The organism is Nocardia sp. NPDC050697, assembly GCF_040654395.1.
Classification (GTDB): domain Bacteria; phylum Actinomycetota; class Actinomycetes; order Mycobacteriales; family Mycobacteriaceae; genus Nocardia.
The window spans coordinates 811,575-836,836 of the sequence record NZ_JBFAHY010000001.1; the positions used below are offsets into that span (position 1 = coordinate 811,575).

The 25,262-nt window shown below is 73.6% G+C and carries 20 protein-coding genes; 10 read left to right on the forward strand and 10 right to left on the reverse strand.

Translation table 11 applies throughout. From position 1 onward, the window contains the following. Nucleotides 1-2 precede the first annotated feature (2 nt). A complete protein-coding gene (locus AB0H71_RS04070; protein WP_357014617.1) occupies nucleotides 3-917 on the reverse strand; it encodes a cation diffusion facilitator family transporter in 915 nt (304 codons plus the stop codon). 402 nt (nucleotides 918-1,319) lie between these two features. On the opposite strand from AB0H71_RS04070, the gene AB0H71_RS04075 reads away from it, so the two are divergent. Beyond that, nucleotides 1,320-2,663 carry a lipase family protein gene (locus AB0H71_RS04075; protein ID WP_357014619.1) on the forward strand — a complete coding sequence of 448 codons (1,344 nt, stop codon included), beginning with the start codon at nucleotides 1,320-1,322 and terminating at the stop codon, nucleotides 2,661-2,663. Between the two features lie 117 nt (nucleotides 2,664-2,780). Further along, nucleotides 2,781-4,187, forward strand: coding sequence for a carotenoid oxygenase family protein (locus tag AB0H71_RS04080; RefSeq protein WP_357014621.1), 1,407 nt, complete (start codon nucleotides 2,781-2,783; stop codon nucleotides 4,185-4,187). A 29-nt stretch (nucleotides 4,188-4,216) separates the two neighbouring features. Here AB0H71_RS04080 and AB0H71_RS04085 read toward each other — a convergent pair whose 3' ends face one another. After that, nucleotides 4,217-4,675 carry a hypothetical protein gene (locus AB0H71_RS04085; protein WP_357014623.1) on the reverse strand — a complete coding sequence of 153 codons (459 nt, stop codon included), beginning with the start codon at nucleotides 4,673-4,675 and terminating at the stop codon, nucleotides 4,217-4,219. Nucleotides 4,676-4,929: 254 nt separating this feature from the next. Here AB0H71_RS04085 and AB0H71_RS04090 point away from each other — a divergent pair, with 254 nt between their 5' ends. After that, nucleotides 4,930-6,156 carry a cytochrome P450 gene (locus tag AB0H71_RS04090; protein ID WP_357014625.1) on the forward strand — a complete coding sequence of 409 codons (1,227 nt, stop codon included), beginning with the start codon at nucleotides 4,930-4,932 and terminating at the stop codon, nucleotides 6,154-6,156. 14 nt (nucleotides 6,157-6,170) lie between these two features. Here the strand turns inward: AB0H71_RS04090 and AB0H71_RS04095 are convergent, their stop codons facing one another. Next, entirely contained in the window at nucleotides 6,171-7,136 is a 966-nt protein-coding gene (locus tag AB0H71_RS04095) for a nitronate monooxygenase family protein (protein WP_357014626.1), read from the reverse strand. Nucleotides 7,137-7,203: 67 nt separating this feature from the next. Continuing rightward, entirely contained in the window at nucleotides 7,204-9,477 is a 2,274-nt protein-coding gene (locus AB0H71_RS04100) for a glycoside hydrolase family 3 C-terminal domain-containing protein (RefSeq protein WP_357014628.1), read from the reverse strand. Between the two features lie 81 nt (nucleotides 9,478-9,558). On the opposite strand from AB0H71_RS04100, the gene AB0H71_RS04105 reads away from it, so the two are divergent. Together AB0H71_RS04105 and AB0H71_RS04110 are read left to right on the forward strand one after the other, a co-directional pair. Continuing rightward, complete coding sequence (locus tag AB0H71_RS04105; protein WP_357014630.1) at nucleotides 9,559-10,143, forward strand: TetR/AcrR family transcriptional regulator; 585 nt, start codon at nucleotides 9,559-9,561, stop codon at nucleotides 10,141-10,143. 58 nt (nucleotides 10,144-10,201) lie between these two features. Continuing rightward, nucleotides 10,202-10,783 (forward strand): TetR/AcrR family transcriptional regulator, encoded by a 582-nt coding sequence (locus tag AB0H71_RS04110; RefSeq protein ID WP_357014631.1) that lies wholly within the window; start codon nucleotides 10,202-10,204, stop codon nucleotides 10,781-10,783. On the opposite strand, the gene AB0H71_RS04115 is transcribed toward AB0H71_RS04110, so the two are convergent. Next, the gene (locus AB0H71_RS04115; RefSeq protein ID WP_357014633.1) at nucleotides 10,784-11,548 is read right to left on the reverse strand and encodes an SDR family oxidoreductase; all 765 of its coding nucleotides are present in this window, start codon (nucleotides 11,546-11,548) and stop codon (nucleotides 10,784-10,786) included. Between the two features lie 100 nt (nucleotides 11,549-11,648). Between AB0H71_RS04115 and AB0H71_RS04120 the strand changes: the two genes are divergently transcribed. After that, nucleotides 11,649-12,671: a phosphotransferase family protein gene (locus AB0H71_RS04120; RefSeq protein ID WP_357014634.1), complete on the forward strand. Its 1,023-nt coding sequence runs from the start codon at nucleotides 11,649-11,651 to the stop codon at nucleotides 12,669-12,671. Nucleotides 12,672-12,675: 4 nt separating this feature from the next. On the opposite strand, the gene AB0H71_RS04125 is transcribed toward AB0H71_RS04120, so the two are convergent. The 4 genes from AB0H71_RS04125 to AB0H71_RS04140 all read right to left on the reverse strand — a co-directional run bounded on the left by AB0H71_RS04125 (nucleotide 12,676) and on the right by AB0H71_RS04140 (nucleotide 19,683). Next, the gene (locus AB0H71_RS04125) at nucleotides 12,676-16,491 is read right to left on the reverse strand and encodes an ABC transporter ATP-binding protein (protein WP_357014636.1); all 3,816 of its coding nucleotides are present in this window, start codon (nucleotides 16,489-16,491) and stop codon (nucleotides 12,676-12,678) included. Between the two features lie 17 nt (nucleotides 16,492-16,508). After that, nucleotides 16,509-17,852 (reverse strand): LLM class flavin-dependent oxidoreductase, encoded by a 1,344-nt coding sequence (locus AB0H71_RS04130; RefSeq protein ID WP_357014637.1) that lies wholly within the window; start codon nucleotides 17,850-17,852, stop codon nucleotides 16,509-16,511. Between the two features lie 13 nt (nucleotides 17,853-17,865). Beyond that, nucleotides 17,866-19,002: an ROK family transcriptional regulator gene (locus AB0H71_RS04135; RefSeq protein ID WP_357014639.1), complete on the reverse strand. Its 1,137-nt coding sequence runs from the start codon at nucleotides 19,000-19,002 to the stop codon at nucleotides 17,866-17,868. Nucleotides 19,003-19,092: 90 nt separating this feature from the next. Beyond that, entirely contained in the window at nucleotides 19,093-19,683 is a 591-nt protein-coding gene (locus AB0H71_RS04140; protein ID WP_357014641.1) for a TetR/AcrR family transcriptional regulator, read from the reverse strand. Nucleotides 19,684-19,784: 101 nt separating this feature from the next. On the opposite strand from AB0H71_RS04140, the gene AB0H71_RS04145 reads away from it, so the two are divergent. Beyond that, on the forward strand, nucleotides 19,785-21,374 hold the full coding sequence (locus AB0H71_RS04145; RefSeq protein WP_357014643.1) for an MFS transporter: 1,590 nt from the start codon (nucleotides 19,785-19,787) through the stop codon (nucleotides 21,372-21,374). Nucleotides 21,375-21,438: 64 nt separating this feature from the next. Further along, complete coding sequence (locus AB0H71_RS04150) at nucleotides 21,439-22,566, forward strand: NDMA-dependent alcohol dehydrogenase (RefSeq protein WP_357016153.1); 1,128 nt, start codon at nucleotides 21,439-21,441, stop codon at nucleotides 22,564-22,566. A gap of 1 nt (nucleotide 22,567) precedes the next feature. Here the strand turns inward: AB0H71_RS04150 and AB0H71_RS04155 are convergent, their stop codons facing one another. Further along, nucleotides 22,568-23,068 (reverse strand): SRPBCC family protein, encoded by a 501-nt coding sequence (locus tag AB0H71_RS04155; protein WP_357016156.1) that lies wholly within the window; start codon nucleotides 23,066-23,068, stop codon nucleotides 22,568-22,570. Nucleotides 23,069-23,286: 218 nt separating this feature from the next. Between AB0H71_RS04155 and AB0H71_RS04160 the strand changes: the two genes are divergently transcribed. Both AB0H71_RS04160 and AB0H71_RS04165 read left to right on the forward strand, forming a co-directional pair. Then, on the forward strand, nucleotides 23,287-24,246 hold the full coding sequence (locus tag AB0H71_RS04160) for a hypothetical protein (protein ID WP_357014645.1): 960 nt from the start codon (nucleotides 23,287-23,289) through the stop codon (nucleotides 24,244-24,246). Beyond that, a complete protein-coding gene (locus AB0H71_RS04165; RefSeq protein WP_357014647.1) occupies nucleotides 24,243-25,247 on the forward strand; it encodes a polyprenyl synthetase family protein in 1,005 nt (334 codons plus the stop codon). The genes AB0H71_RS04160 and AB0H71_RS04165 overlap by 4 nt, the downstream gene beginning before the upstream one ends. The last annotated feature ends 15 nt before the right edge of the window (nucleotides 25,248-25,262 follow it).

Below are 25,262 nucleotides of genomic sequence, written 5' to 3' on the forward strand. Positions count from 1 at the left end.
ACCTACGGCCCGGCGACGGTGAGCACCGCCTGCGCCACCCGCTCGTTCGCCTCCAGTGCGCGCTCGAGTTCCCGCAGCGTGGTGGCGATCGCGTGCTCCGCCGGATCGCCGACCAGGTCCACGCTCGCCACCAGGAAGACCCGGCGCGGGCCGACGTACTCCAGCCGCACGAACCGCACCGACTCCACCTGCGGCAGCGCCTCGATCCGGGCGACGGCGGCCGCGTGGACCGGCGCGCTGGCCGGTTCACCGGCGAGGAAGCGGCGATTGCGGTCGATGAGCAGCACCGCGACCCCGCCGAGCAGCACCCCGACCAGGATCGAGCCGAGCGCGTCCCACAGCGGGTTACCGGTGAGCTGGTGCAGCCCCATGCCCGCGGCGGCGAGCAGAATGCCGATGAGCGCGGCGCTGTCCTCGGCGAAGACCGCGCGCAGCGTCGGGTCGGAGGTCTCCAGGACGTAGTCGAGCAGGTCGCTGTCGCGCTCGCGCGCCTCGCCGCGGAGCTGCCGCACCGCCTGCAGCCAGGACACCCCCTCCAGCACGAAGGCGATGGCCAGCACCGCGTAGCCGACCGTGTAGTCCTGCCCGCCCGGCGTCTCGTGCACCAGCTCGGAGATCCCGTGCCACACCGAGACCGCCGCACCGGCCACGAACAGCCCGACCGCCGCGAGCAGCGACCACACGTACGCCTCCCGCCCGTACCCGAGCGGATGGTCGACGTCGGCGGCACGCCGCCCACGCCGATCCGCGATGAGCAGGAAGATCTCGTTCCCGGTGTCCGACCACGAGTGCGCCGCCTCCGCCACCATCGACGCCGAACCCGTGAGCACCGCCGCCACCGATTTCGCCGCCGCGATCGCCAGGTTCGCGGTGAAGGCGATGATCACGGTCCTGGTCGACTCCCCTGCTTCCGTCATGCCGCCAGTCTGCCCCGCGTCCGGGCGCGGGGCTGGACAGGTCGGTCGCGGGCAGTGTGGCGTCGTTCGCGCACGGGTTCCCGCCGTGGCCGCTGTCGTCCACCCGCGCACCAGCCCGCCCGGTCGCCGGACTTCGCGCGCGGCAGCTCGGCGCCGCGGGACGGTCAGCGCGGCCAAGACCGTTCGGAGAGCGGCACTTTCCGCCATCGATGTGCGATCTCCAAGATCACTCCGGGGCCGCAATGGTGAAAGTCCCAGACATCGGCGCGCGGTGTCCGGAAAGCGCCGACCGGCTACTACGGTGGCTCCCGCGGGCCGGGTTCAGTGTCGAGCCGCTCCCCACTCCGAATCCCGGATCGATTGTCCGGGAACATGATTCGCAATCACGCGCGAGGTCTTTCGATGAACGAACGCCGGTCGTTCCGTGCCCTGATGGTCACGGCCGCCACCGCATGCCTGCTCGCGGCCGGGCAGCACCCGGCCGGCGCCGAGGAGGATTCCGGCGCGCCCTCGGGGCTCCAGCAGGGCATCGACAGCGCCATTCCGGCTCCCGCGCTCCCGCCCGTGCCCCCGGTCGACGGGCTGACCCCGGACCAGGCCGCGCTGCTGGCCGCCGTGCACTCGCCGCCGACCGGCGACCCGTTCTTCGACGTCACCCCGCCCGGGCTGGCGGGGCTGAACCCCGGCGACATCGTGGAGCAGCGCGACGTCACCGCGACGGCGGCCTTCGTGGTGGGGGTGCCGATCGCCCGCGCCACCCTGATCAAGTACCGCTCCACCTCGGCGACCGGCGCGCCCTCGTTCGGCACCGCCACCCTGATCGTGCCGCTCACCCCGTGGACCGCGGGCGACCGGCCGGTGCTCGTCGACAACCAGCCGATCAACTCGCTCGGCACCAAGTGCACCCCCGGCTACGCCATGGCGTACGGCCCGGCCTTCAAGAACTTCGCCACCGACTCCATCCCGCCCACCGCGCCCTGGGGGCTGAACCAGGGCTTCGCCGTGCTGGTCACCGACCACGAGGGGCCGAACATGGCGTACGCGGAGCCGAATGTGGCCGCGCACGTCATCCTGGACGGCATTCGCGCGGTGCGCGCCACCCCCGGCTTCGGCACCAGCCGGTTCGCGCTCGGCGGCTACTCCGGCGGCGCCATCGCCTCGCACGGCGCGGCCATGCTGCTCGGCGAGTACGCCCCGGAGCTGCGTGAGGCGGTGGTCGGCGCCGCGATGGGCGGGCTGGTCACCGACAACCGGGTGATCGCCGACCGGTTCAACGGCAACTTCGCCTCCGGCGTGCTGCTCGCCGTCGTGCTCGCCTACTCCCGCGAGCACCCGGAGATCCTGGACCGGATGAACCACCTCGGCGCCTGGGCGGCCACCTCGCCGCTGAACGCGGTGTGCGGGCAGGCCATCGGCGTCCTCGGCGTGATCGGCATCCCGATCGACGTCGCCGCCGATGTCGCCGACGCGCTGGACAGCGCGGTCGCGGACGAGATCTTCGCCCGCACCGACCTCAGCGACCGGACCTCGCCGGTGCCGCTTTACATCTACCACGGCGCGCACGACCTGTGGATTCCGTTCGAGGGGGCGCAGGAGCTCTACCAGCGGCAGTGCGCGCGCGGCGTGGACGCGGTCTTCCGCAGCGAGCCGGGTGAGCACATCGTCGCGCTCGCCAGCGGCTTCCCTGGCGCCGCGGCCTGGCTCGGTGCGCGGCTGCGCGGCGAGCCCGCCCCCAGCGAGTGCTGACCCGGGCTCAGCGGTCCAGGGTCGTGCGCGGAGCCATCGGTTCGCGTGTTCGCGCGGCTCCCGGCGGGCCACGCGGATAGGCTTCGCGGTCGAAGGGGTCCGTTTCGAGGAGAGCCGATGACCGCAGCCCCGACGCCGCCCGCCCCCGTCGACCTCACCCGCACCGCGCACCTCTCCGGCGTGTTCGCGCCGCAGCGGCGCGAGGTCTCCGTCGCGGACCTCCCGGTCACCGGCGCGCTCCCGGCGGACCTGAACGGCACCTACTTCCGCAACGGCCCCAACCCGCGCTTCGACCCCATCGGCACCTTCGTCTACCCGCTGGACGGCGACGCCATGGTGCACCGGGTCACCCTGCGCGACGGCGCCGCGAGCTACGCCAACCGCTTCGTCCGCACCCCCATGGTGGTGGCCGAGGAGCGCGCCGGGCACGCCATCTGGGCGGGCATCACCGACCTCTACACCCCCGGCGCCGAGCTGGTCGGGCCGGAGCTCGCGGGGACCAGCCGCGAACTTCCCGACATCAATGTGGTGGCGCACGCCGGGAAGCTGCTCGCCATGGCGGAGAGCGACCTGCCCTACCGCCTCGACCCCAATGACCTGGCCACCCTCGGCCGCGACGACTGCGCGGGCGCCATGGCGCTCGGCAGCACCGCGCACCCCAAGCTCGACCCGCGCACCGGCGAGCTCGTGCTCTTCACCTACCGGCTGGAGCCGCCCTTCCTGGCCTGGTCGGTGGTGGCGCCGGACGGCGGGCTGCGCCGCGCCCCGACCCCGGTGGACGGCGTCGACGAGCCGATCATGGTGCACGACATGGCGCTCACCGAGCGCTACATCGTGCTCTTCCTCGGCCCGCTGATCTTCGACATCCCCGGCATGCTGAACGGCGGCTCGCTGCTGGACTGGCGGCCGGGCGACGGCACCCGGATCGCGCTCATCCCGCGCGACGGATCGCCGGTGCGCTGGTCGCACACCGACCCGTTCTGGGTGTGGCACTTCGCCAACGCGCACGACGACGAGCGGGGACGGGTGGTCGTGGACTACGTGCGGTGGAGTTACCCGACCGGGCTCGCCGAGGTCGCCGAGGCGCAGCGCGGCGGGGTCGAGCGGGCGGTGATCGATCCGGAGTCCGGCTCGGTGCAGCGCACGACGCTGAGCGACCGGTACGTGGAGTTCCCGCGGGTGGACGACCGGCTGCTCACCCGGCCGCACGGCACCGTCGCCACCGCGTCGAGCGGCCCCGGCCGCAACGCGCTGGTCTTCCTCGATGCCGAGCGGGACACCGAGAAGGTGTGGAACGCGGGCGATCTCGCGGTCGGGGAGCCGGTCTTCCTGCCCGGCGCCGAGCGTGACTACTGGGGCACGCTCGCGACCGATCCCGGCGACGGGAGGTCGTGGTTCCACATCCTCACCGCCGAGGATCCGGGCGCGGGGCCGGTCGCCTCGGTGCAGCTGCCGATCCGGGTGCCCGCCGGGCTGCACGGCGCCTGGGTGGGTGCCGAGAGCGACGTGCTCGACCCGCCCTGAGCGCGGCGGGCCGCCGAGGCGCGGCCGGACTACGGCATCTCCACCGTTTCGGCGCGCTCGATCTCGGCGAAGGCGCCGCGGATCGCGGCGGCCGGCGGCACCTGGGCGACGGCGGCGAGGTCGGCGATCAGCAGCAGCGCGCCGGGCTGGGTCACCGCGGGCGCGGGCGGCACCTCGTCCGGCTCGGTGACGCCGAGCGCGCCGGTGAGCGCCGCGACCAGCCCGGTCGGGTCGAGCTCCGGCAGCCAGGCGACGGCCGCGCGGACCGTGCGCGCGAGCGCGGCCTGGATATCGTCGGCGTCCAGGCCGTCCGGGTGCGCGACCTCGAGCAGGTCGCGCAGGGCGCCGCCGAGGACCAGCCCCACCTGCTCGCCGGGGAGCGCGGCGAGGTCGGCGGTCGCCGCGGTGAAGGCGGCCGCGTCCTGCGCGGTGATCGCGGCCAGCGCCGCCTCGGTGCCGCGCCCGATCCGCTCGGCCGTCGATGCCACGTGGCTCCCCTTTCGTCGCGGCCACTGTCTCACGCGGCACCGACGGTCCCGCGATCGGCGGCGTCGATCGGGCATTCGGCACCGGTGATCGCGCCGCCGCCCCCGGAGGCCGCGGCGGGTCGAGTAGTGCTCGCACGCTGGCACTTTCGCTGTGCGACCGGACGCGCCACGGTTGCCCGGCACGAGCCGCGGGACCGCGTCCGGCGAGTACGCTCGGGACCACTGACCGTCTCGGCGCCGAAGTGGGGGTGACGATGACCGCCGACATCGAATCGACCGGCACCGACCTGATGGCGGTGCTGACCGAGCTGTCGAGCCCGGAGGGCCGCGCCGACCCGTACCCGCTCTACCGGCGGCTGCGCGCGCTCGGCCCGGCCGTGCTCGACCCCACCGGCACCCTGCTCGTCACCGACTACCGGCTGGCCGCCGCGCTCATCCGCGACCACCGCTTCGTCAAGCGCCCGGAGATCGCGCTCACCGCCGCCGGTTTCGAGCACTGGCAGGAGCGGCCGGCGCTGCGGCTCATGTTCAACAGCATGCTGGTGCGGAACCCGCCGGTGCACACCCGGCTGCGCCGCTCCGCCGCGGGCACCTTCACCGCGCGCCGGGTCACCGGGCTGCGCCCCGCCGTCGAGCGCATCGTCGACGACCTGATCGCGGAGCTGCGCGCGGCCCGCACCGCCGACTTCATCGAGGCCTTCGCCTTCCCGCTGCCGGTCACCGTTATCGGTGAACTGCTCGGCATCCCGGAGCCGGACCGCGCGCAGTTCCAGCTGCTGGTCCGGCACTGGACCGGTGTGCTGGACGGGCTGACCCCGGAGATCGTCGACCGCGCCGACCCGGCCGCCGTCGAGATCGACGCCTACTTCCGCGACCTGCTCGCCCGGCGCCGCCGCGCACCGGCCGACGACCTCATGTCCGCGCTGGCCCAGGTCGACGGGCTCGCCGACGACGAGATCGTCACCACCGCCGCGCTGCTGCTCGCCGCCGGTTTCGAGACCACCACCGGGCTGCTCGCCAACGGCCTCGTCGCGCTGCTCGAGCACCCCGGCGAGGCGGCGGCGCTGCGCGAACGGCCCGAGCTGGCGGCCGCCGCCACCGAGGAGCTGCTGCGCTACGACTCCCCCGTGCAGCTGCTCTCCTCGCGCACCGCGCCCGAGGAGCTGGAGGTGGCGGGCCGGGTGCTGCCCGCCGGGCAGCGGGTGGTCACGCTCATCGGCGCCGCCAATCGGGACCCGGAGGTCTTCCCCGACCCCGACGTGCTGCGGCTGGACCGGGCCGACGAGGCGCCGCTCTCCTTCGGCGGCGGGCTGCACTACTGCCTCGGCGCCCCGCTGGCCCGGCTGGAAGCGCAGATCGCGTTCCCGGCGCTGCTGCGCGCGTTCCCCGAGCTGGCGGTGACCGGTCCGGCCGTGCACCGCGAGGGTCTCGCCCTGCACGGGCTCATCGAGTTGCCGGTAACGACCGGGCAGGCCGCCTGAGCCCGGGCCCCGGCTCAGCGCACGAGCAGGCGCTCGCGTGCCGCGTCGTACTCGGCGGCGAGCTGCTCCACGACCACCCCCGCCGGGCGCACCGCGCTGACCGCGCCGACCCCGTGGCCCGCGCCCCAGATATCGCGCCACGCCTTGGCACCGAGCGCACCGTCGTCGCCGAAGTCGATGGCCCCCGCCTCGGTGCCGGCCAACCGGGCCGGGTCGAGCCCGGCGGCGACGATGCTCGGCGCGAGATAATTGCCGTGCACCCCGGTGAAGCGGTCGGTGTAGACGATGTCGGCGGCGCTGGAGTCGACCACCATCTGCTTGTACCCGGGCACCGCGTTCGCCTCCTCGGTGGCGATGAAGAGCGACCCGATATAGGCCAGATCGGCCCCCGCCGCCTCGGCGGCCAGCACCGAGCGCCCGTGCGCGATCGACCCGGAGAGCGCGAGCGGCCCGTCGAACCACGCCCGGATCTCCTGCACCAGCGCGAACGGCGACTGCGTTCCCGCGTGCCCGCCCGCGCCCGCCGCGACCGCGATCAGCCCGTCGGCGCCCTTGTCCACCGCCTTGCGCGCGAAGGCGTCGTGGATGATGTCGTGCAGCACGATCCCGCCGTAGGCGTGGATCCGCTCGTTCACCTCGGGCCGCGCCCCGAGCGAGGTGATCACGATCGGCACCCGGAACTCCTCCACCAGCGCCAGATCCTCCTCGAGCCGCGCATTCGTCCGGTGCACGATGAGGTTCACCGCGAACGGCGCGCTCGGCGCCTCCGGGTGCGCGGCATCGTGCGCGGCCAGCGCCTCGGTGATCCGGGTCAGCCAGACCCGCAGCTCGGCCAGCGGCCGCGCGTTCAGGCTCGGGAACGAGCCGACCACCCCGGCGGTGCACTGGGCGATCACCAGATCGGGGCCGGAGACGATGAACATCGGCGAGGCGATCACGGGCAGGCGAAGGCGATCGATCAGGACGGGCGGCAAGCTCACGGGGCATCCTCGGGGCCGGGGGTGGGGCGCCCCCGAGCCTATCGGCACGCCCGTGCCGGTTTCCGGGCTATTCCCGGGTGGCGTCGAGCACCTCGGCCAACCGCTGCTCGTCCACGCCGAAGCCGGTGAGCCTGCCCAGCGGGATGGAGGCGATCATGCGCAGCATGTCCATGCCCATGGCGCTGCCGTCGCCCATGGCTTCGGTCATGCCGCCGAACACCTCGGCGAGCGCCGCCGCGGCGCGCGGGTCGGCGAGTGCCTCGCCGAGGGTGGAGTCCGCGGTGATCGGGATCCGCACCGGGTCGCCGGGGAGGTCGAGGTCGGTGACCGCGCGGAGGTCCCGGCTGGAGGCGCCCGCCCAGATCCGGTACGTGCCGCCCTCGACCACCCACGTGCCGGTGCGGGTTTCCCAGTAGGCCAGGTCCTCCCGCGCCAGGACGATCGTGACCTGCTCGCTCGCGCCCGGGTCCAGCTCGCCGGTCACCGTGGCCCCGGCCAGCGCGCGGATCGGGCGCTGTACCGCCGACTCCGGGAGCCCGGCGTAGATCTGGACGACCTCGCGGCCGGGGCGGGTACCGGTATTGGTGACGGTGAGCCGGACGGTGATGTCCTCGCCCGCTTCGGCGGTGAGCCCGTCGTAGCCGAAGGTGGTGTAGGACAACCCGTGCCCGAACGGGTAGCAGACGTCCATATCGCGCGCGTCGTACCAGCGGTAGCCGACGAAGAACCCCTCGCCGTAGCGCACGTGCGAGTTCTCGCCGGGAAAGTTCAGGTAGGCGGGGGTGTCCTGCAACCGGACCGGGACCGTCTCGGCGAGCCGCCCGGACGGGTTCACGGTGCCGAACAGCACGTCGGCGAGCGCACCACCACCCGCCTGGCCGAGCAGCCCGCCGTCGAGCACGGCGGGGGCGAGGCAGGCGACCGGCTCGAGCCGCAGGACGCCGCCGTGCGCGAGCACCACGACGGTGTCGGGCTGGGCGTGTACCACGGCGGTGAGGAGTTCGAGCTGGTCGGCGGGGAGCTCGAGGTGCTCGCGGTCGAAGCCCTCGGACTCCTGGTCGGCGGCGAGACCGAGGAAGAGCACGGCCACCTCGGCGTCGGCCGCGGCGGCGACGGCTTCGTCCCGGTCGGCACCGCTGTGGTGGGTGACGGTGCCGCCGCCCGCGAGCGCGCGGATCTCGTCGAGCGGCGTGTCCAGCCGGGTCGGGGTGACGTGTGAGCTGCCGCCGCCCTGGTAGCGGGGTTCGGTGGCGAAGGTGCCGAGCACGGCGATCGAGCGGCCGGGGGTGAGCGGCAGGAGGTCGCGGTCGTTCTGCAGCAGGACGATGCAGCGGGCGGCGGCCTCGCGGGCCAGGCGGTGGTGCTCGTCGGCGAGCGGCGCGACGCCCTGGCCGGTATCCGCGCCTCCGGCGTCCGACGATTCGGGGGTCGCCATCGCGGCATCGCCGCCGTCCACCGGCCGGGCCGCTGCGCTACCGGCCCGCGCCGCGCGCACCCGGGCGGCCAGCCCGGCCACATTCGCGGCGGCGGCATCCACCGCCGCGACCGGCAACGTCCCCGCCTCGACCGCGGCGACCACCGCCGCATCCCCGGCACCGGCCCCGCCCGGCATGGTCAGGTCCAGCCCGGCCGCGACCGACGCGGCCCGATCCGACACCGCACCCCAGTCGCTCACCACGACCCCGTCGAAACCCCACTCCCCGCGCAGCAACTCGGTGAGCAGCCAGCGATTGTGCGCCGCGGGCACGCCGTTGATGCGGTTATACGAGCACATGACCGTCCACGGCCGCGCCGTGCGCACGATGTGCGAGAACGCGCGCAGGTAGATCTCGCGCAGCGGCCGCGGGTCGATATCGGAGCTGGCCCGCATCCGATCGTGCTCGGCATTGTTGGCCGCGAAGTGCTTGAGCGAGGCCCCCACCCCGGCGCTCTGCACGCCGTCCACCCACGCGGCGCCGAGCCGCCCGGTGAGGTACGGATCCTCCGAGTAGTACTCGAAGTTCCGCCCGCCCCGCGGATCCCGCTTGGTATTCACCCCCGGCCCGAGCAGCACGTCCACCCCGAGCGCCCGCGCCTCCCGCCCCAGCGCCACCCCGACCCGCCGCACCAGCGCCGGATCCCAGCTCTGCGCCAGCCCCACCGCGGGCGGGAAACAGGTCGCGGGCTCGCTCCCGGCCAGCCCCAGGTGATCGGTGGCCCCGGTCTGCCTGCGCACCCCGTGCGGCCCGTCGGTCAGCACCAGCGACCCGACCGGCCCGACCGCCTTCGTACTCCAGAAGTCCGCGCCGCTGCCGAGCGCGGCCCGCTCGGCCAAGGACAGATCGCCGATATCGCTCGTCATCGAGGCTCCTCGGGGTCGGGGTGGTGAAAACAGTATGTCATTCGGTTTTCAGGGGCAAGGCACGCCGAGTACAGTCACGGCGTGACCCGGCGCGGCTCGTATTCGAAGGGAATCGCCAAGCGCGAGGAGATCCTGGAAACCGCGCTGGAGCTGGTCGCCCGGGTCGGCTACGGCCGGACGACGGTCCGGGAACTCGCCGACGCGGCCGGGCTCAGTCAGACCGGGCTGCTGCACTACTTCGGCAGCAAGGAGGAGCTGTTCACGGCGATCCTGGCCCGCCGGGACGCCGCCGACCGCGCGGCCTTCCTCGCCCCGGACACCCCGCCCGAGCTGCCCGCCGGGCTGGTCCGCCTGATCCGGCACAATGCCGAGGTACCCGGCCTGGTCGAGCTGTACACCCGCTTCTCCGCCGAGGCGATCCGCCCCGAGCACCCCGCGCACCCGCACTTCCGCGACCGCTACCGCGAGATCCGGCGGCTCATCGCCGACGCCGTCGGCGACCTCCAGCGCGCGGGGCAGCTGCGCACCGATATCGAGCCCGAGCGCTTCGCGGTGCTCGCGGTCGCGCTCCTCGACGGGCTGCAGGTGCAGTGGCTCTACGACCAGGAGGTCGACATGGCCGAGCACCTGACCCACCTCTGGGCCCTGCTGACGCCCCGGAGCTGACCGCCTCTCGGCCGCCCACCGTGGCTACGATGAATTAGCCACGAACGAGGGAGCCGGGATGACGAGCACCGCGTCGGCGCGCCCGGCCGCCATCCGCCGGGCCGCGCTGGAGCTGTTCATGCGCCAGGGGTACCCGGCCACCACCATGAGCGAGATCGGCGCGCTGGTCGGGATCCGCGGGCCGAGCCTGTACAAACACGTCTCGTCCAAGCAGGAGCTGCTCGCGGAGATCATGGACGGCATCATGGACGCGCTGCAGGACGCGCACCGGCGCGCCGTCGCCGGCACCGCCGACCCCACCGAGCGGCTGCGCCGGGCGGTGGAGGCGCACGTGCGCTACCACGCCAGGCACCGCGCGGAGGCGTTCGTCGGGAACCGGGAGATCCGCAGCCTCACCGAGCCGCACCGCTCGGCGGTGCTGGCCCGGCGGGCCGAGTACGAGCAGGCGTTCCGCGCGCTGATCGCGGACGGGGTGGCCGCCGGGGTGTTCCGGGTGACCTCCACCCGCGTCGCCTCCTACGCGGTGCTCGATCTCGGCCTGGGCGTCGCCACCTGGTTCCGGGACGACGGCGAGTTCAGCGAGAACGAGATCGTCTGGCAGTACGCCGACTTCGCGCTGCGGCTGGTCGGCGCGGAGTGATCAGGTGACGGTGAAGCCGCCGTCGACCGCCAGCGTCTGCCCGGTGACGTAGCCGCCCGAGGCACCGGCCAGGAACACCACCGCCGCGGCGAGCTCGGCCGGGTCGCCGAGCCGGTTCACCAGCACCCGCCCGATCTGGCTCTCCAGGTAGCCGTCCTGGTACTGGTCGGTCATCTCGGAGGTGAAGAAGCCGGGGGCGATGGCGTTCACCCGGATGCCGCGGCGCCCGCTCCACTGCTGGGCCAGGTCGCGGGTGAGCCCGATCAGCCCGGCCTTGCTGGCGGCGTAGGCGGCCTGCGGCAGCCCGGCCGTGGTGATGCCGAGCACGCTGGAGATATTGACGATGCTGCTGCCCGGCTGCATGACCGCGGCGCAGGCCTGCGCCATCCAATAGCAGCCGTTCAGGTTCACATCGATGACCTGGGTGAACTGCTCCGGGGTCTCGCGCAGCGCGGGCACCGCGGTGCCGATCCCGGCATTGTTGACCAGGATGTCGATCCGGCCGAACTCGCGCACCGCGGCATCGGCGACCGCCTTGGCGTCGGCCGGGTTCGCCACGTCGAGCTGCACCGGGAGCGCGCGCTGCCCGGCCTGCTCGACCAGCAGCGCGGTCTCCTTCAGCCGGTCCACCCGGCGGGCGGCGAGCACCACGTCGGCGCCGGCCTCGGCGAGCGCGCGGGCGAAGGCAACGCCGAGCCCGGACGAGGCGCCGGTCACCACGGCCACCTTGCCGCGCAGGCTGAACAAATCGAGTACGCCGGCCACTCCGACCTCCTGGCAATTCGTGAATCGGTTCCGATCAGGCTAACAACCATTAGCCGCTGTCGTACGCTTGCCCTTCGCCCCGAGCACGGAGGATCGGCCGTTGAACAGTTCCGCCATCGATCGCGCCGCCGTCACCGCCTGGCTGGATCGGCTCGGGATCGCGCGCACCGGCGCGATCACGCTGTCCCGCATCGGCTTCGGGCAGTCCAACCTGACCTTCCTGGTCCGCGACGAGTCCGAGCGGCGCTGGATCCTGCGCAGGCCGCCGCTCGGCACGCTCCTGGAGTCGGCGCACGACGTGGCGCGGGAGGCGGGCATCCTGCGCGCGCTGGAGCCGACCGACGTGCCGGTGCCGCGCGTTCTCGGCGTCGCCGAACCGGGCGCGGTCACCGACAGCACCGCCGTGCTCATGGAGTTCGTGCCCGGCGTGGTGATCGACGAACCGGCCGTGCTGGAGGCCATGGGCCCGGAGCGCAGGCGCGCGCTCGCCGCCTCCATGATGGCGGTGCTGGCCCGGGTGCACGCCGTCGACCTGGAGCGGACCGGGCTCACCGGCCTCGCCGGGCACGGCCCCTACGCCCAGCGCCAGCTCAAGCGCTGGACCCGGCAGTGGCGGGAGAGCTGGAGCGGCGACAACGCCCCCTTCGACGCCGTCACCGAGCGGCTGGCCGCGAGTGTCCCGGAGCGGCAGGAGCTGCGGCTGGTGCACGGCGACTTCCACCTGCGCAATGTGATCACCGCGCCGGACGACGGCACCGTGGTCGCCGCGCTGGACTGGGAGCTCTCCACGCTCGGCGACCCGCTCGCCGACGTCGGCTACGCCCTCGCCTTCTGGCCCGACCCCGAACTCCCCACCTTCGGCCTCGGCCTCCCCCCGCTCCCCGGCATGCCCGGCCGCGCCGGCCTCGCCGAGCTCTACCTCGACGCCACCGGCCGCGACCGCACCGCCCTGCGCTTCTGGTACGTGCTCGGCATCTGGAAGATCGCCGCCATCTACGCCGGGATCATCCGCCGGGTCGAGGCCGAGCCGGCGAACCTGGCCGAGGGGGCGGCGCCGCGCGCGGCCGAGGTGCTCGCCCTGCTCGACGCCGCCCGCCAGGCCGCCGACAACCCGCCGTTCTGAGGGGTCACGGGTTCGGCACGGCCGCGCCGTCGCCGACGTAGGCCGCCCACAGCTCCCGGTACGTCCCCTCGACGGCGAGCAGCTCGGCGTGCGTCCCGGTCTGCTCGATCCGCCCGCCGCGCACCACCACGATGAGGTCGGCGTCGGCGGCGGTGGCCAGCCGGTGCGCGACGACGAGGGTGGTGCGGCCCGCGGTGAGCACGTCGACGGCGGCGCGCACCCTGGCCTCGGTGGCGAGGTCGAGCGAGGCGGTGGCCTCGTCCAGGATGAGGATGTCCGGCTCGACGAGCTGCGCCCTGGCCAGCGCGAGCAGCTGGCGCTGGCCGGCCGAGAGCGCGCGGCCGTTGGGGCCGATGGGGTGGTGATAGCCGTGCTCGAGCCCGGCGATCATCTCGTGCGCGCCGACCGCCCGCGCGGCCCACTCGATCTCGGCCGGTTCGGCGCCGGGGCGGCCGTAGGCGATGGCCTCGCGCACGGTGTCGCCGAAGAGGAACGGCTCCTGCGGGACGATGCCGAGCCGGGCCCGGAAGTCGGCGAGCCGGTAGCGGCGCAGGTCGACGCCGTCGATCAGCACCGCGCCCGCGGTCGGGTCGTAGAACCGGGCGAGCAGCTTGACCAGCGTGGACTTCCCCGCGCCGGTCTCGCCGACCAGCGCCACCTTCTGCCCGGCGGCGATGCTCAGCCCGACGCCGGTGAGGACCTCGGGGGTGTCCGGGTGGTAGGCGAAGGCGACGTCGCGCAGCTCGATCCGGCCCGCCAGCCGCTCGACCGGCACCGCGTCCGCGGCCTCGGGGGTGGCGACCGGGGTGCGCAGCAGCTCACCCAGCCGGTCCACGCCGACCACCGCCTGCTGGTAGCTGTCGAAGACCTGCGACAGCTGCTGGATGGGGGCGAAGAGCAGGTCGATGTAGAGCAGGAAGGCGATCAGGGTGCCCGCGGTGAGCACGCCCTCGCGCACGTCGTGCACGCCGACCGCGAGCACCGCGGCGGTGGCGATCACCGACATGAGCTCGATGAAGGGGAAGAACACCGCCATCAGCAGCTGGCTGCGCAGCCGCGCGTTCCGGTACGACCAGGAGCGGCGCTCGAACTCGGTGCGGTTGAACGGCTCCCGGCGGTAGGCCTGGGTGACCGCGATGGTGTCGACGTTCTCCTGCAGGTAGGCGTTGACCGCCGAGACCCGCTCCCTGGCCAGGACGTAGGCCGGCACCGAGAGCCGGCGGAAAGCCGCGGTGGAGACCACCAGGATCGGCAGCAGCGCCAGCACCACCAGCGCCAGGTGCGGCTCGATCAGCAGCATGGCGATCACCACCCCGGCCACGGTGACGGTGCTGGTGAGCGCGGTGGCCAGCCCGGTCTGCAGGAAGGCGGAGAGGCCGTCCACGTCGGTGGTCATCCTGGTCATGATCCGGCCGCCGAGCTCGCGCTCGTAGTACTGCAGCCCGAGCCGCTGCAGGTGCGCGAAGGTCTTGACGCGCAGACCGTAGAGCAGCCGCTCCCCCGCCCGGCCCATCACCCGCAGCTGGCCGACGCCGATCCCCCAGTCCACCAGGCAGACGATCAGCGCGGCGGCGGCCGCGAGCAGCACCACGTCGCGGGCGCCGGCCAGCACGCCGTGGTCGATGCCGTAGCGGACCAGCACCGGGATCAGGATCTGGGCCAGCGCGTCCAGCGCCACCAGCCCGAGCCCGGCCAGCAGCGGCGCGGCGAAGGGGCGCAGCAGCCGGGCGGTGCCGAAGGCCGGGTCGGGGGTGCGGGCGAAGGAGTCGGCCACCTCGGGTTCGCCGGTGACCGGCGGCAGCGCGTCGATCTGCGCCCGCACGTCGCCGCTGGGCGGTGCGGCGGTCATCATGCCACCGCCCGCGCCGCCGCGGCCGAGCCCGGCGGGTGCGCCCGCGGCGCGCTGCGAGAAGGCGGCGGCCGCCTGCTCCAGCGCGCGGTCGTCGTCGGAGCCGCCCGCCGGTTCGTTCCAGAGCGGCGCGGTGGTGGAGCGCGCGCTGCCGGTGGGCGGCTCGGCGTCGATCTCGCTGACGTCCGGCGGGGTGAAGAGCGCGCGGAAGAGCTCGCCGGAGGCGCGCAGCTGCTCCAGCGTGCCGAGCTCGGCGACCCGGCCGCCGTCAAGCACGGCCACCCGGTCGGCCAGCGCCAGCGTCGACATCCGGTGCGCGACCACCAGCGTGGTGCGGCCGCGCACCTCGGCGGCGATGCGCTGGAAGATCCGCTCCTCCACCCTGGCGTCGATGGCCGAGGTGGCATCGTCGAGGACCAGCACGGGGGCCTCGGTGAGCAGGGCACGGGCCAGCGCGATGCGCTGCCGCTGCCCGCCGGAGAGCCGCTGCCCGCGCTCGCCGATCCTGGTGTCCAGGCCCTGCGGTAGCGCGGCCACGAACTCGTCGGCGGCGGCCAGGTGCAGCGCGTGCCGGATGGCGTCGTCGGTGGCGTCCGGCACGCCGTAGGCGACATTGGCGCGCACCGTGCCCGCCACCAGGTGGGTGTCCTCGAAGACCACCGCGACCTCGGCCCGCACGCCGGGCAGCTCGCGAATATCGGTGCCGCCGAGCGTGATGCTGCCCGCGTCGGGGTCGAGGAGGCGCGGGATCAGCAGCGCGAGCGTGGATTTGCCGCTGCCCGCGCCGCCCGCGATCGCCACGGTCTCGCCGGGCTGGACGGTGAGGTCGAGCCCGTCCAGCACGGTGGTGGAGCCGAGAGTCACCCGCACGCCGTGGAATCCGAGTCCGGGTGGTGCCGTGACAGGGTCCGGTGGAGCTGGGGGTGGCGCGGTGCCGATCAAGGCCGCGGTGGCGGGCCGCGCCGTGGTGCCGATCGCGGCCGCGGCCGCCGCGGTGGCAGACGGCTCGGTCTCGATCACCTCGCGCACCCGGTCCAGCGCGGCCCTGCCCTGCTGGCTCACGGTGAGCAGCATGGCGAACTGCCGGATCGGCGCGACGAAGGAGCCGAGGTAGGTCATGAAGGCGAGGAAGGTGCCGAGGCTCACCGAGGCGTTCAGCGCGAGCACCCCGCCGAGCACGAGGACGAGCGCCTGGCCGATGGCGGGCACCGACTGCACGGCCGGGGTGAATCGGCTGGTGATCCGGTTCACCCGGAGCCGGGAGCGGTAGAGGTCGCGGGCGGTGTCCGCGAGCCCGTCCAGCTCGCGCCGCTCCTGCCCGAACCCCTTCACCACCCGGACGCCCGCCACCGCCGCCTCCACCCGGATGGCGACCTCCGCGGCCCTGGCCTGCGCGTCCCAGTTCGCCGGGAAGAGCTGGCGCTGGCTGCGCCTGGTCAGGATCCACAGCGCCGGGATCACCAGCAGCGCGACCACGGTGAGCGGCGGCGACATCACCGTCATCAGCACCAGCGCCGCGATCAGCAGCAGCACATTGCCGGTGACGATCGGGATGAGCTGCAGGAACATCTGGATCAGGGTGACGTCGGTGATGGCCCGGCTCACCACCTGGCCGGTGCGCAGCTCGCCCTGGGCCCGGCCGTCCAGCCGCAGCAGCGCGGCGAAGAGGTCGCGGCGCAGATCGTGCTGCACGCCGAGCGAGAGCTGCGAGGAGGTCACCCGGCGCACGAACGAGGCCACGAAGCGCAGCAGCCCGAGCCCGAGCAGCAGGAACGCCCACGGCAGCACCGAAGCGGCGGTGCCGGTGAGCGTATCGACCACGTGCCGCACGATGAGCGGAAGGCTCGCGGTGAGCAGCGCGGCCCCCGCCGCCCCCGCGGCCGCGCCGAGCACGGCCCTCGGGTGCGCCCGGCATCGGCGGATCAGGTAGCGGATCCAGTCGCCGCGCGGTTCGTTCGTAGAGCTAAGCACTTCTCCATTCTGCGCGCTCACCGCGCGACCGCGAGCGGATCCGCGGCGTCGTACCGGTTCTCCGGACGGTCGAGGCCGTAGTGGCCGCGCAGCGTGGTCGCGGTGTACTCGGTGCGGAAGAGCCCGCGCTCCTGCAGGATCGGCACCACGTCGTCCACGAAGCGGTCCAGCCCGGAGGGCAGCACCGCGGGCATGATGTTGAAGCCGTCGGCGGCGCCGCGCCGGAACCAGTCCTCGATGGTGTCCGCGATCTGCACCGGGGTGCCGGCGATGGTGCGGTGCCCGCGGCCGCCGCCGAGCCGGGAGATCAGCTCGCGCACGGTGAGGTGCTCGCGCCTGGCCAGGTTGACGATCAGGGTGAAGCGGCTCTTGGCGCCCTCGATCTCGTCCTCCGACGGCAGCTCGGCGGGCAGCTCGCTGTCCAGCTCCAGCGCCTCGACCGGCAGCTTGAACCGCTCGGCCAGCTGCGCCCGCGCGTACTCCGGGGAGATGAGCCGGGCCAGCTCGGCGTCGAGCGCACGCGCCTCCGCCTCGGTGTCGCCGATGACCGGGACGATGCCGGGCAGGATCTTGATGGTCTCCGGGTCGCGGCCGAGCCGGCGGGCCCGGTCCTTGAGATCGGTGTAGAAGGCGATGGCGTCGGCGAAGGTCTGCTGCGCGGTGAAGACCGCCTCGGCGTAGCGCGCGGCGAAGTTCTTGCCGTTCTCCGAGGAGCCCGCCTGCACCAGCAGCGGGTACCCCTGCGGCGGGCGCGGCACATTGAGCGGCCCCTCCACCGAGAAGAACTCGCCGCGGTGCCCGATGGCGCGCACCTTCTCCGCGTCGGCGTGGATGCCGAGCGCCTTGTCACCGATCACCGCGTCGTCGGCCCAGCTGTCCCAGAGCTTGGTGGCCACGTCGACGAACTCCGCAGCGCGCTCGTAGCGCACCCGGTGCTCGGGGGTGTCGTCCAGCCCGAAGTTGCGCGCGGCGTCGGCCCCTGCGGTGGTGACGATGTTCCAGCCCGCCCTGCCCTTGCTCACCCAGTCCACCGAGGCGAACCGGCGGGCCAGGTTGTAGGGGTCGTTGTAGCTGGTGGAGGCGGTGGCGATGAGCCCGATCCGGCTGGTCTGCACGGCGACCGCGGTGAGGATCACGGTCGGCTCCAGCTTGCCCTGCGGGCGCCTGCCCGGATCGCCCATGAGCACCGGGCTGTCGGCGAAGAAGATCGAGTCCAGCTTGCCGCGCTCGGCGGTGCGGGCCAGCGCCACGTAGTGGTCGATATCGATGTGCGCGTGCGGGTCGCTCTCCGGCAGCCGCCAGGCGGCCTCGTGGTGGCCCACCGACATCAGGAAGGCGTTGAGGTGCAGCTGTCTGGTCATGCGCGTGTTCCTTTCACACGGGGAGATCGGCGGTCCAGCGCTCCATGGCATCGAGCGGGGCGCGGAAGAGCCCGTCCAGCGCGACGGCGGCGCCCGCGGTCTCCAGCACCTGCCCCATGAAGGTGGAGGCGGCGATCAGCTCGTCGGGGTCGCTGCTGGTCACCGAGTGCCCGCGCACCGTCTCGACGTAGCTCTCCCGCACGGCGGGCAGCTCGGGCAGGCTGCGGTCGACGATCACCACCGCCTCGGGGTCGAGGATGTCGACCAGCATGGCCACGATCCGGCCGAGCGCCGCGGCCCGCTGCACGAAGAGCTCGTGCGCGGCGGGATCGGTGCCCGCGGCGGCGAGCAGCTCCGGAATGGTCCGCGCCGGGATGGCGGCCGCGGCGGCCCGGCGCAGCAGGGCGTGGTCGGAGTAGTCGTCGCGCGACGCCTCGGCGCCGCCGGCCAGCCGGGAGATGGAGCCGGCCGAGGAGCGCGGGCCGTAGTGCACCCGGCCGTGCACCGCGAAGGCCGCGTCGATCACATTGCCGACGAAGAGCATCACCGCGCTGCTGGTGCCGCGCAGCCTGCCGAAGAGCTGCTCGGCGTGCATGAGCGCGCGGGCGTGGCTGTCCAGCTCGACCGGAAGCCCGGTGGCCGCCGCCAGCCGCGCGCGCACCGGGACGTCGTGCCAGCGCAGGAAGGAGTGCTCGCGCACGACGCCCGCGCTCCGGTCCACCCGCCCGCCGATGGCGACCCCGACGGCGAGGACGCGGTGCCCGTCCCCGGCGTCGCGGACCGCCGCGATCGCATCACCCGCGTCGGCGAGGATGTCGTCCGGCTCGAAGGAGCGGTGCGGGATCTGGTTGCCGGAGAGCACCTTCCCGGCGATGTCCACCACCGCGACGGTGGTCTGCGCGGCCGCGATGTGCACCGCGATCACCACATTGCCCGCGCTGTTCAGCGCCAGCGGCGAGTACGGCCGCCCGATCCCGGAGAGGCTCACCGCCTCCGGCAGCTCGACCAGCAGCCCGGCCTCCAGCAGCGACCGGGACTGCCAGGTCACCGTGGCCGGGGAGACGCCGACGTGCCGCGCGACCACGCTGCGCGGCACCGGACCCAATTCCAGCACCGCCCGCAACACCGCCGCCGCGCTGTTGTCCGTCACCGTCGCCTCCACCCTCCGCGTCTCCCGGCACTCGCGCCGACAACGCTAGGAGCGCGGGGGGAGAGATCGAAGGCTTCAGCGCAGGCTGATCTATTTTGCTCGCGTCCTGCGCAATGCCGCGCGGGCGGCGAGGAAGTCGTCCACCAGCCGGGCGCAGGCCGCGGGCGAGGTGTCGCCGAGCCCGACCAGCCGGGTGAAGACCAGCGGCCCGACCAGCTGGATCAGCACCTGCACCCGGTCGTGCTCGCCGAGCACCGCGCGTGCCTCGGGGCCGTCGAGCAGCTCGTCGAAGGGCACCCGGTACTGCTCGATGAGCCGGGCGCGCAGCGCGCTCGTCGCGGGGCCGTCCCCGGGGTCGGTGGCGAGCCAGGCCACGGTGGCCAGGTGCAGCGGCACCTCCTCGATGACCGCGGCCTGCCGGGTCAGCAGCTCGACCAGCCGATCGCGCAGCGGGCCGTCGGCCGGCGCGTGCACCGGCGGCGGCAGCAGCCGCTCCAGGGTGGCCGCGCGCAGCTGGGCGGCGCTCTCGAAGTGCCGGTAGAGGGTGGTGCGCGCGACCTTCGACACCTTCGTCACCGCCTCCACGGTGACCGCGTCCAGCCCGCCGCTGCGCAGCAGGGTGGTGGCGGCGTCGAGCAGGCGGGCCCGCGAGCGCAGCCTGCGGGGGTCGATCTCGATCATGCTGGACAGCATTCCTCGCTCCCGGTGCGGATCGCCGTCCACCCCCTATGATACCGATAGTACCGCTACGATACTGATAGTTTCGTTTCTCCGGAAGGGCGATGATGGCGACGCGGGTGTGGAAGTCCGGGATGTGGATGGTGACCCTGGCGTGCCTGGCGCTGGCGCTGGTCGTCGGCTCGATGGCCGCGCTCTACACCGCGCTGCCGGACATGGCCGTGCGCACCGGGGCCGACCAGCACCAGCTCACCTGGATCGTGGACGGGTACACGCTGACCCTGGCCTGCCTGGTGCTGCTCGGCGGGGCGCTCGGCGACCGCTACGGCAGGCGCACCATGATGGTGCTCGGGCTGATCGTCTTCGCCGCGGCTTCGGCGGTCCCGCTCTTCGCCGAGGGGCCGACCTGGATCATCGCGGCGCGCTGCGTCTGCGGTGCGGGGGCGGCGCTCGTCATGCCGTCGACGCTCTCCCTGCTGACCGCGAATTTCGGCGAGGACCGGCGCGGGCTCGTGGTCGGTGTGTGGGCCGGTGTCGCGGGGGTCGGCGCGATGCTCGGCATCCTCGGCTCCGGGCTGCTGCTCAGGTTCTCCTCGTGGACGTCGATCTTCGTCGCCATGAGCCTGGCCGGGGTGGCGCTGGCGCTGGCCTCCTTCTCGCTGCCGGAGTCGCAGGACGAGTCGAGGCCCCCGGTGGACCTGCTCGGCGCGCTCACCTCGGGCGCGGCGGTCGGTGCGCTGGTGCTGGCCGCGGTGCAGGTGCCGCTGCACGGCTGGACGCACCCCGCGGTGCTGGTCCCGGCGGCGCTCGCGCCGCTCGCGGCGGCGGCCTTCGTGGCGGTGGAGCTGCGGGTGGCCCGGCCGCTGCTGGATGTGCGGCTCTTCGCCGACCGCGGCTTCGGCGCCGGGACCATCTCGGTGACGCTGCAGTTCCTGGTCTCGTTCGGCGTCTTCATGGTCTACGTGCAGTTCCTGCAGCTGGTCTTCGGCTACTCGCCGCTGCAGGCCGCCTTCGCCATGGCGCCCATGATGATTCCGATGATGGTGCTGGCGGTGATCGCGCCGAAGCTGGCCGAGCGGTTCGGGCTGCGGATCCTGCTCGGCACCGGGCTGGCGATCATCGGGGCCGGGCTGCTGCTGCTCGCGCAGACCGACGCGTCGAGCACCTACGGCGGCATCGTGCTGGCGCTGCTGGTGATCAGCGCCGGCGTCGGGCTCTCGACCTCGCCCGCCACCGCCGCCATCGTGGCAGGCACGCCGGAGGAGCAGCACGGCGTCGCGGCGGCGGTGAACGACGCCGCGCGCGAGGTCGGCGCGGCGGTCGGCATCGCGATCGCGGGCAGCATCCTCGCGGCGGGGTACGCCGCGCGGATCGACCCGGTGGTCGCGCGGCTGCCGGAGCCGCTGCGCGAGCCGGTGAGCGATTCGCTGGCCGCGGCGCTCGCGGTGGCCGAGCAGGCGGGGCCCGCCGGGCAGCCGCTCGCGGATGCCGCGGTCGACGCCTTCGTGCACGGCGCGCACCAGGCGCTGGTCGCGCTCGGCGCCATCGCGCTGGTGACCGCCGCGGTGGTCGGGGCGTGGGCGCCGGGGTCGAAGCGCGGTGCGGCGGTACCGCCGCCCGCCGAGCCCGAGCGAAAGACTGGACAGCTGTCCGAAGCAATGTCCGGTACAGGAGATCATACACTGGACACGTAGTTGTATGACGGTCTACGGTGACGCCGACGGCGCGATGCGCGGAAGCGACGAAGGCAGGTTCACCATGAAGACCAAAGGTGCTCTGATCTGGGATTTCAACCAGCCCTGGACGATCGAGGAGATCGAGATCGGCGCGCCGCGCCGGAACGAGGTGGCGATCCGGATGGAGGCCGCCGGGATGTGCCACTCCGACCACCACCTGCAGACCGGCGGCATCCCGATGGCGGGCTTCCCGGTGCTCGGCGGGCACGAGGGCGCCGGGGTGGTGATCGAGGTCGGCGAGGGCGTCGAGGACGTCGCGGTCGGCGACCACGTGGTGCTGTCGTTCATCCCGTCCTGCGGCAAGTGCCCCTCCTGTCAGTCCGGGCTGCGCAACCTCTGCGACCTCGGCGCGCTGCTGCTCGGCGGCGCCTCGGCCAGCGACGGCTCGTTCCGGATCACCGCGCGCGGCGAGAACGTCTACCCCATGTCGCTGCTCGGCACCTTCTCCCCGTACATGGTGGTGCACCGCAGCTCGGTGGTGAAGATCGATCCGTCCATCCCGTTCGAGGTGGCCTGCCTGGTCGGCTGCGGCGTCACCACCGGCTACGGCTCGGCGGTGCGCACCGCGAACATCCGCCCCGGCGAGGACGTCGCGGTGATCGGCATCGGCGGGCTCGGCATCTCCGCGCTGCAGGGCGCGGTGAACGCGGGGGCGCGGCACATCTTCGCGGTGGACCCGGTGCCGTGGAAGCGCGAGCAGGCGCTCAAGTTCGGCGCCACGCACGCCTACGCGACCACCGAGGAGGCCACCGCCGCCTGCGCCGAGATCACCGCGGGCGGTATGGCCAAGAAGGTGATCGTGACCGTCGGCGAGGTGCGCGGCGGCGACGTCGACCTGTGGATGGGGATCACCGCCAAGGCGGGCACCTGCGTGCTCACCGCCATGGGCAACCTGGTCGACAACCAGACCACGCTCAACCTCGCCATGCTCACCCTGCTGCAGAAGAACCTGCAGGGCACCATCTTCGGCGGCGGCAACCCGCACTACGACATCCCGCACCTGCTCTCCATGTACCAGGTCGGCAAGCTCAACCTGGACGACATGGTGACCAGGCAGTACCGGCTCGAGCAGGTCAACGACGGGTACCGGGACATGCTCGAGGGCCGGAACATCCGCGGCGTGGTCCGCTACACCGACGCCGACTGGTGAGTTATGGCGCCACCGGCGCGTAGCGCTCGTCGGTGTAGCGGCGCAGGTTGGCCAGGAACCGGCGGAAGGTCGCGTTCATCACCGGCTGCCCGAGGGCGCCGGTGAAGCGCGCGGGCCCGGCCAGCCGGTTCGCCAGCGTCCAGGTGAGCCGGCAGCCCTCGGCGGTCGGCTCCACCAGGTAGTCCTCGGCGAAGGCGGCCACGGCCTTGGTCGAGCTGGCGTTGAAGCGAAAGGCCATCCGGCGGTTCGGCTCCCAGATCAGGAATTCTTCGTCGCCGACGATTCCGCCGCGCATCTCGACGGTCCGGGTGGTGCCGACCCCGATCGGCGGCGCGCTGGTCCAGGTGACCTTGGTGATCACGCTGGCCCAGCGCGGCCAGGCCTCGGCGTCGGCGAGCACCTCGAACAGCTGCTCGGGGGTGATGGCGAGATCGACGCTGTTGCGGAACTGGTTCGGCGCGGTGGTGACGAAGTCGGCGTCGACCGGTTCGCAGGGGTGCATGGCAGCCACGGCTGGTTCCTTCTGATCGGCGGAGCGGTTCGAGTTTCACAGTAGCCTCTGTGAAACGTGGCCGCGTCGGTTTCGGCCGCGGCGGTGAGCCGTACCCGCCAGTCCGTTCCCGCTCCGCCGACCCGCCCGGCGTCCGGCATCGGTTCGAGATAATCTCTGCCGCAGTGGTATTGGCCGAGAGGGTGAACGATGACGACTGTGCGGCGCCGATGAGCGCATTCGCCGACGCCTTCCTGGCGCTACCACCCGCCCGCAACCCGCACCGCGACGCCGCCACCGCGCACGTCGACGCCTGGGTGCGCGAGCACGGCCTGGTCGAGCGGGCGGCGGTGCGCGCCCGGTTCGCCGAGACCGATTTCGGCGCCTTCGCCGCCGCCACCTACCCGGCCGCCGACGCCGCGGGGCTGGAGCTGGTGACCGACTGGCTGGCCTGGCTCTTCCTGCTCGACGACCAGCTCGACGACGGTGCGCTCGGCCGCGCGCCGGACCAGCTGGCGGCGCTGCTCACCGCCATCATGGCGGTGCTCGCCGGGCGCGCGGCCGAGCCGGGCGCCCCGGCCATCGTGCGCGCCCTCGACGACCTGTGGCGCCGCACCGCCCCCGCGACCGGCGAGCTCTGGCGGCACCGCTTCACCGGGCACGCCACCCAGTGCGCGCTGGCCGTGGTGTGGGAGGTCGACAACCGGGTGCGCGGGATCGTGCCCGCCGAGGCCGAGTACCTGGAGCGGCGCAGGCACACCGGCGCGATCTACCCGTGCATGGATCTGATCGAGGTGGTCGCGGGGATCGAGCTGCCGGAGGCGGTGTACCGCGGTGAGCCGTTCACCCGCGCCCTCGACGCCGCCTGCGACGTGGTGTGCTGGACCAACGATCTGGTGTCGCTGGACAAGGAGGCCGCGCTCGGCGAGTACCACAACCTGGTGCTCCTGCTCGAGCACTGGCGCGGGGTGGAGCGGCGGGTCGCGGTGGAGCTGGGCCGGGCCCGCGCCGCCGAGCGGCTGCGCGATTTCCACGGCGCCGAGATCGAGGTGCTGGCCGCGCATCCGGAGCACCGTGCCGAGCTCGCCGCGTACCTGGCCGGGATGCGCTCGTGGATGCGCGGGCACCTGGACTGGTCGGCGAGCTCCGGCCGCTACCGGGTCACCGCGGGCGGGGGCAGCGCCGGATGACCGTGCTCTCGCACCCGGTGCAGCCCATTCTGGCGCGCACCGGGCAGCAGCTGCTTCCCGTGCTGAGCGCGGCGATCGACCGGCTGGACGGCCCGCTGCGGCTCATGTGCGGCTACCAGCTCGGCCTGCTCGAGCTGGACGGCTCGCCCACCGGCCGGCTCGACGGCAAGCTGCTGCGCCCGGCCTTCACCCTGCTCTGCGCCGACGCCACCGGCGCGCGCACCGCCGACGTGCTGCCCGCCGCGGCCGCCGTCGAGCTGCTGCACAATGCCTGCCTGGTGCACGACGACGTGATGGACGGCGACCTGCTGCGCAGGCACCGCCCCACGGTCTGGGCGCACTTCGGCACCGGGGAGGCGATCCTCGCCGGTGACGCGCTGATCGGGCTGGCCTTCGAGGTGCTCGCCGCGCGCGAGCACCCGGCCGCGCGCGCGGCGCTGAGCCACCTCGCGGCCACCCTGCGGCTGCTCGGCCAGGGCCAGGAGCGCGACCTGCGCGCCAGCACGAAATCCGAGGTGAGCGTGGCCGACTGCCTGGCGACCTTCGCGGGCAAGACCGGCTCGCTCTTCGGCTGCGCCTGCCGCTTCGGCGCGCTCTTCGGCCCCGCCGCGGCAGAGGCCGGGCGCTTCGACCGATTCGGCACCGAGCTCGGCATCGCCTTCCAGCTCGCCGACGACCTGCTCGATATCTGGGCCGACACCGCCGTCACCGGCAAACCCGCGTCGGACCTGCGGGCCCGCCGCAAGAGCGCCCCGGTGGTCTACGCCTTGGCGGCCTCGCCCGAGCTGCGCGACATCTACGCCGCCGACACCGAGTTCGACGAGGCCACGACCGCGCGGGTGACCGCGCTCATCGAGGGCACCGGCGCCAGGGCGTGGACCGAGGGCGAGGCGAGCGCGCGCACCAGGGCCGCCTGGAACGAGATCGACGGGCTGCCGCTGGATCCCCTGGCGCGCGGCGAATTGACCCAGCTCGCCGCCGCCATCCTGGAGGCGGGCTGAGCACCGCCCCGGTTC

Coding starts and splice junctions, on each gene's coding strand:
- AB0H71_RS04070 (WP_357014617.1), bottom strand. CDS start 917: ATGACGGAAGCAGGGGAGTCGACCAGGACCGTGATCATCGCCTTCACC.
- AB0H71_RS04075 (WP_357014619.1), top strand. CDS start 1,320: ATGAACGAACGCCGGTCGTTCCGTGCCCTGATGGTCACGGCCGCCACC.
- AB0H71_RS04080 (WP_357014621.1), top strand. CDS start 2,781: ATGACCGCAGCCCCGACGCCGCCCGCCCCCGTCGACCTCACCCGCACC.
- AB0H71_RS04090 (WP_357014625.1), top strand. CDS start 4,930: ATGACCGCCGACATCGAATCGACCGGCACCGACCTGATGGCGGTGCTG.
- AB0H71_RS04100 (WP_357014628.1), bottom strand. CDS start 9,477: ATGACGAGCGATATCGGCGATCTGTCCTTGGCCGAGCGGGCCGCGCTC.
- AB0H71_RS04110 (WP_357014631.1), top strand. CDS start 10,202: ATGACGAGCACCGCGTCGGCGCGCCCGGCCGCCATCCGCCGGGCCGCG.
- AB0H71_RS04130 (WP_357014637.1), bottom strand. CDS start 17,852: ATGACCAGACAGCTGCACCTCAACGCCTTCCTGATGTCGGTGGGCCAC.
- AB0H71_RS04140 (WP_357014641.1), bottom strand. CDS start 19,683: ATGATCGAGATCGACCCCCGCAGGCTGCGCTCGCGGGCCCGCCTGCTC.
- AB0H71_RS04145 (WP_357014643.1), top strand. CDS start 19,785: ATGATGGCGACGCGGGTGTGGAAGTCCGGGATGTGGATGGTGACCCTG.
- AB0H71_RS04150 (WP_357016153.1), top strand. CDS start 21,439: ATGAAGACCAAAGGTGCTCTGATCTGGGATTTCAACCAGCCCTGGACG.
- AB0H71_RS04155 (WP_357016156.1), bottom strand. CDS start 23,068: ATGCACCCCTGCGAACCGGTCGACGCCGACTTCGTCACCACCGCGCCG.
- AB0H71_RS04160 (WP_357014645.1), top strand. CDS start 23,287: ATGAGCGCATTCGCCGACGCCTTCCTGGCGCTACCACCCGCCCGCAAC.
- AB0H71_RS04165 (WP_357014647.1), top strand. CDS start 24,243: ATGACCGTGCTCTCGCACCCGGTGCAGCCCATTCTGGCGCGCACCGGG.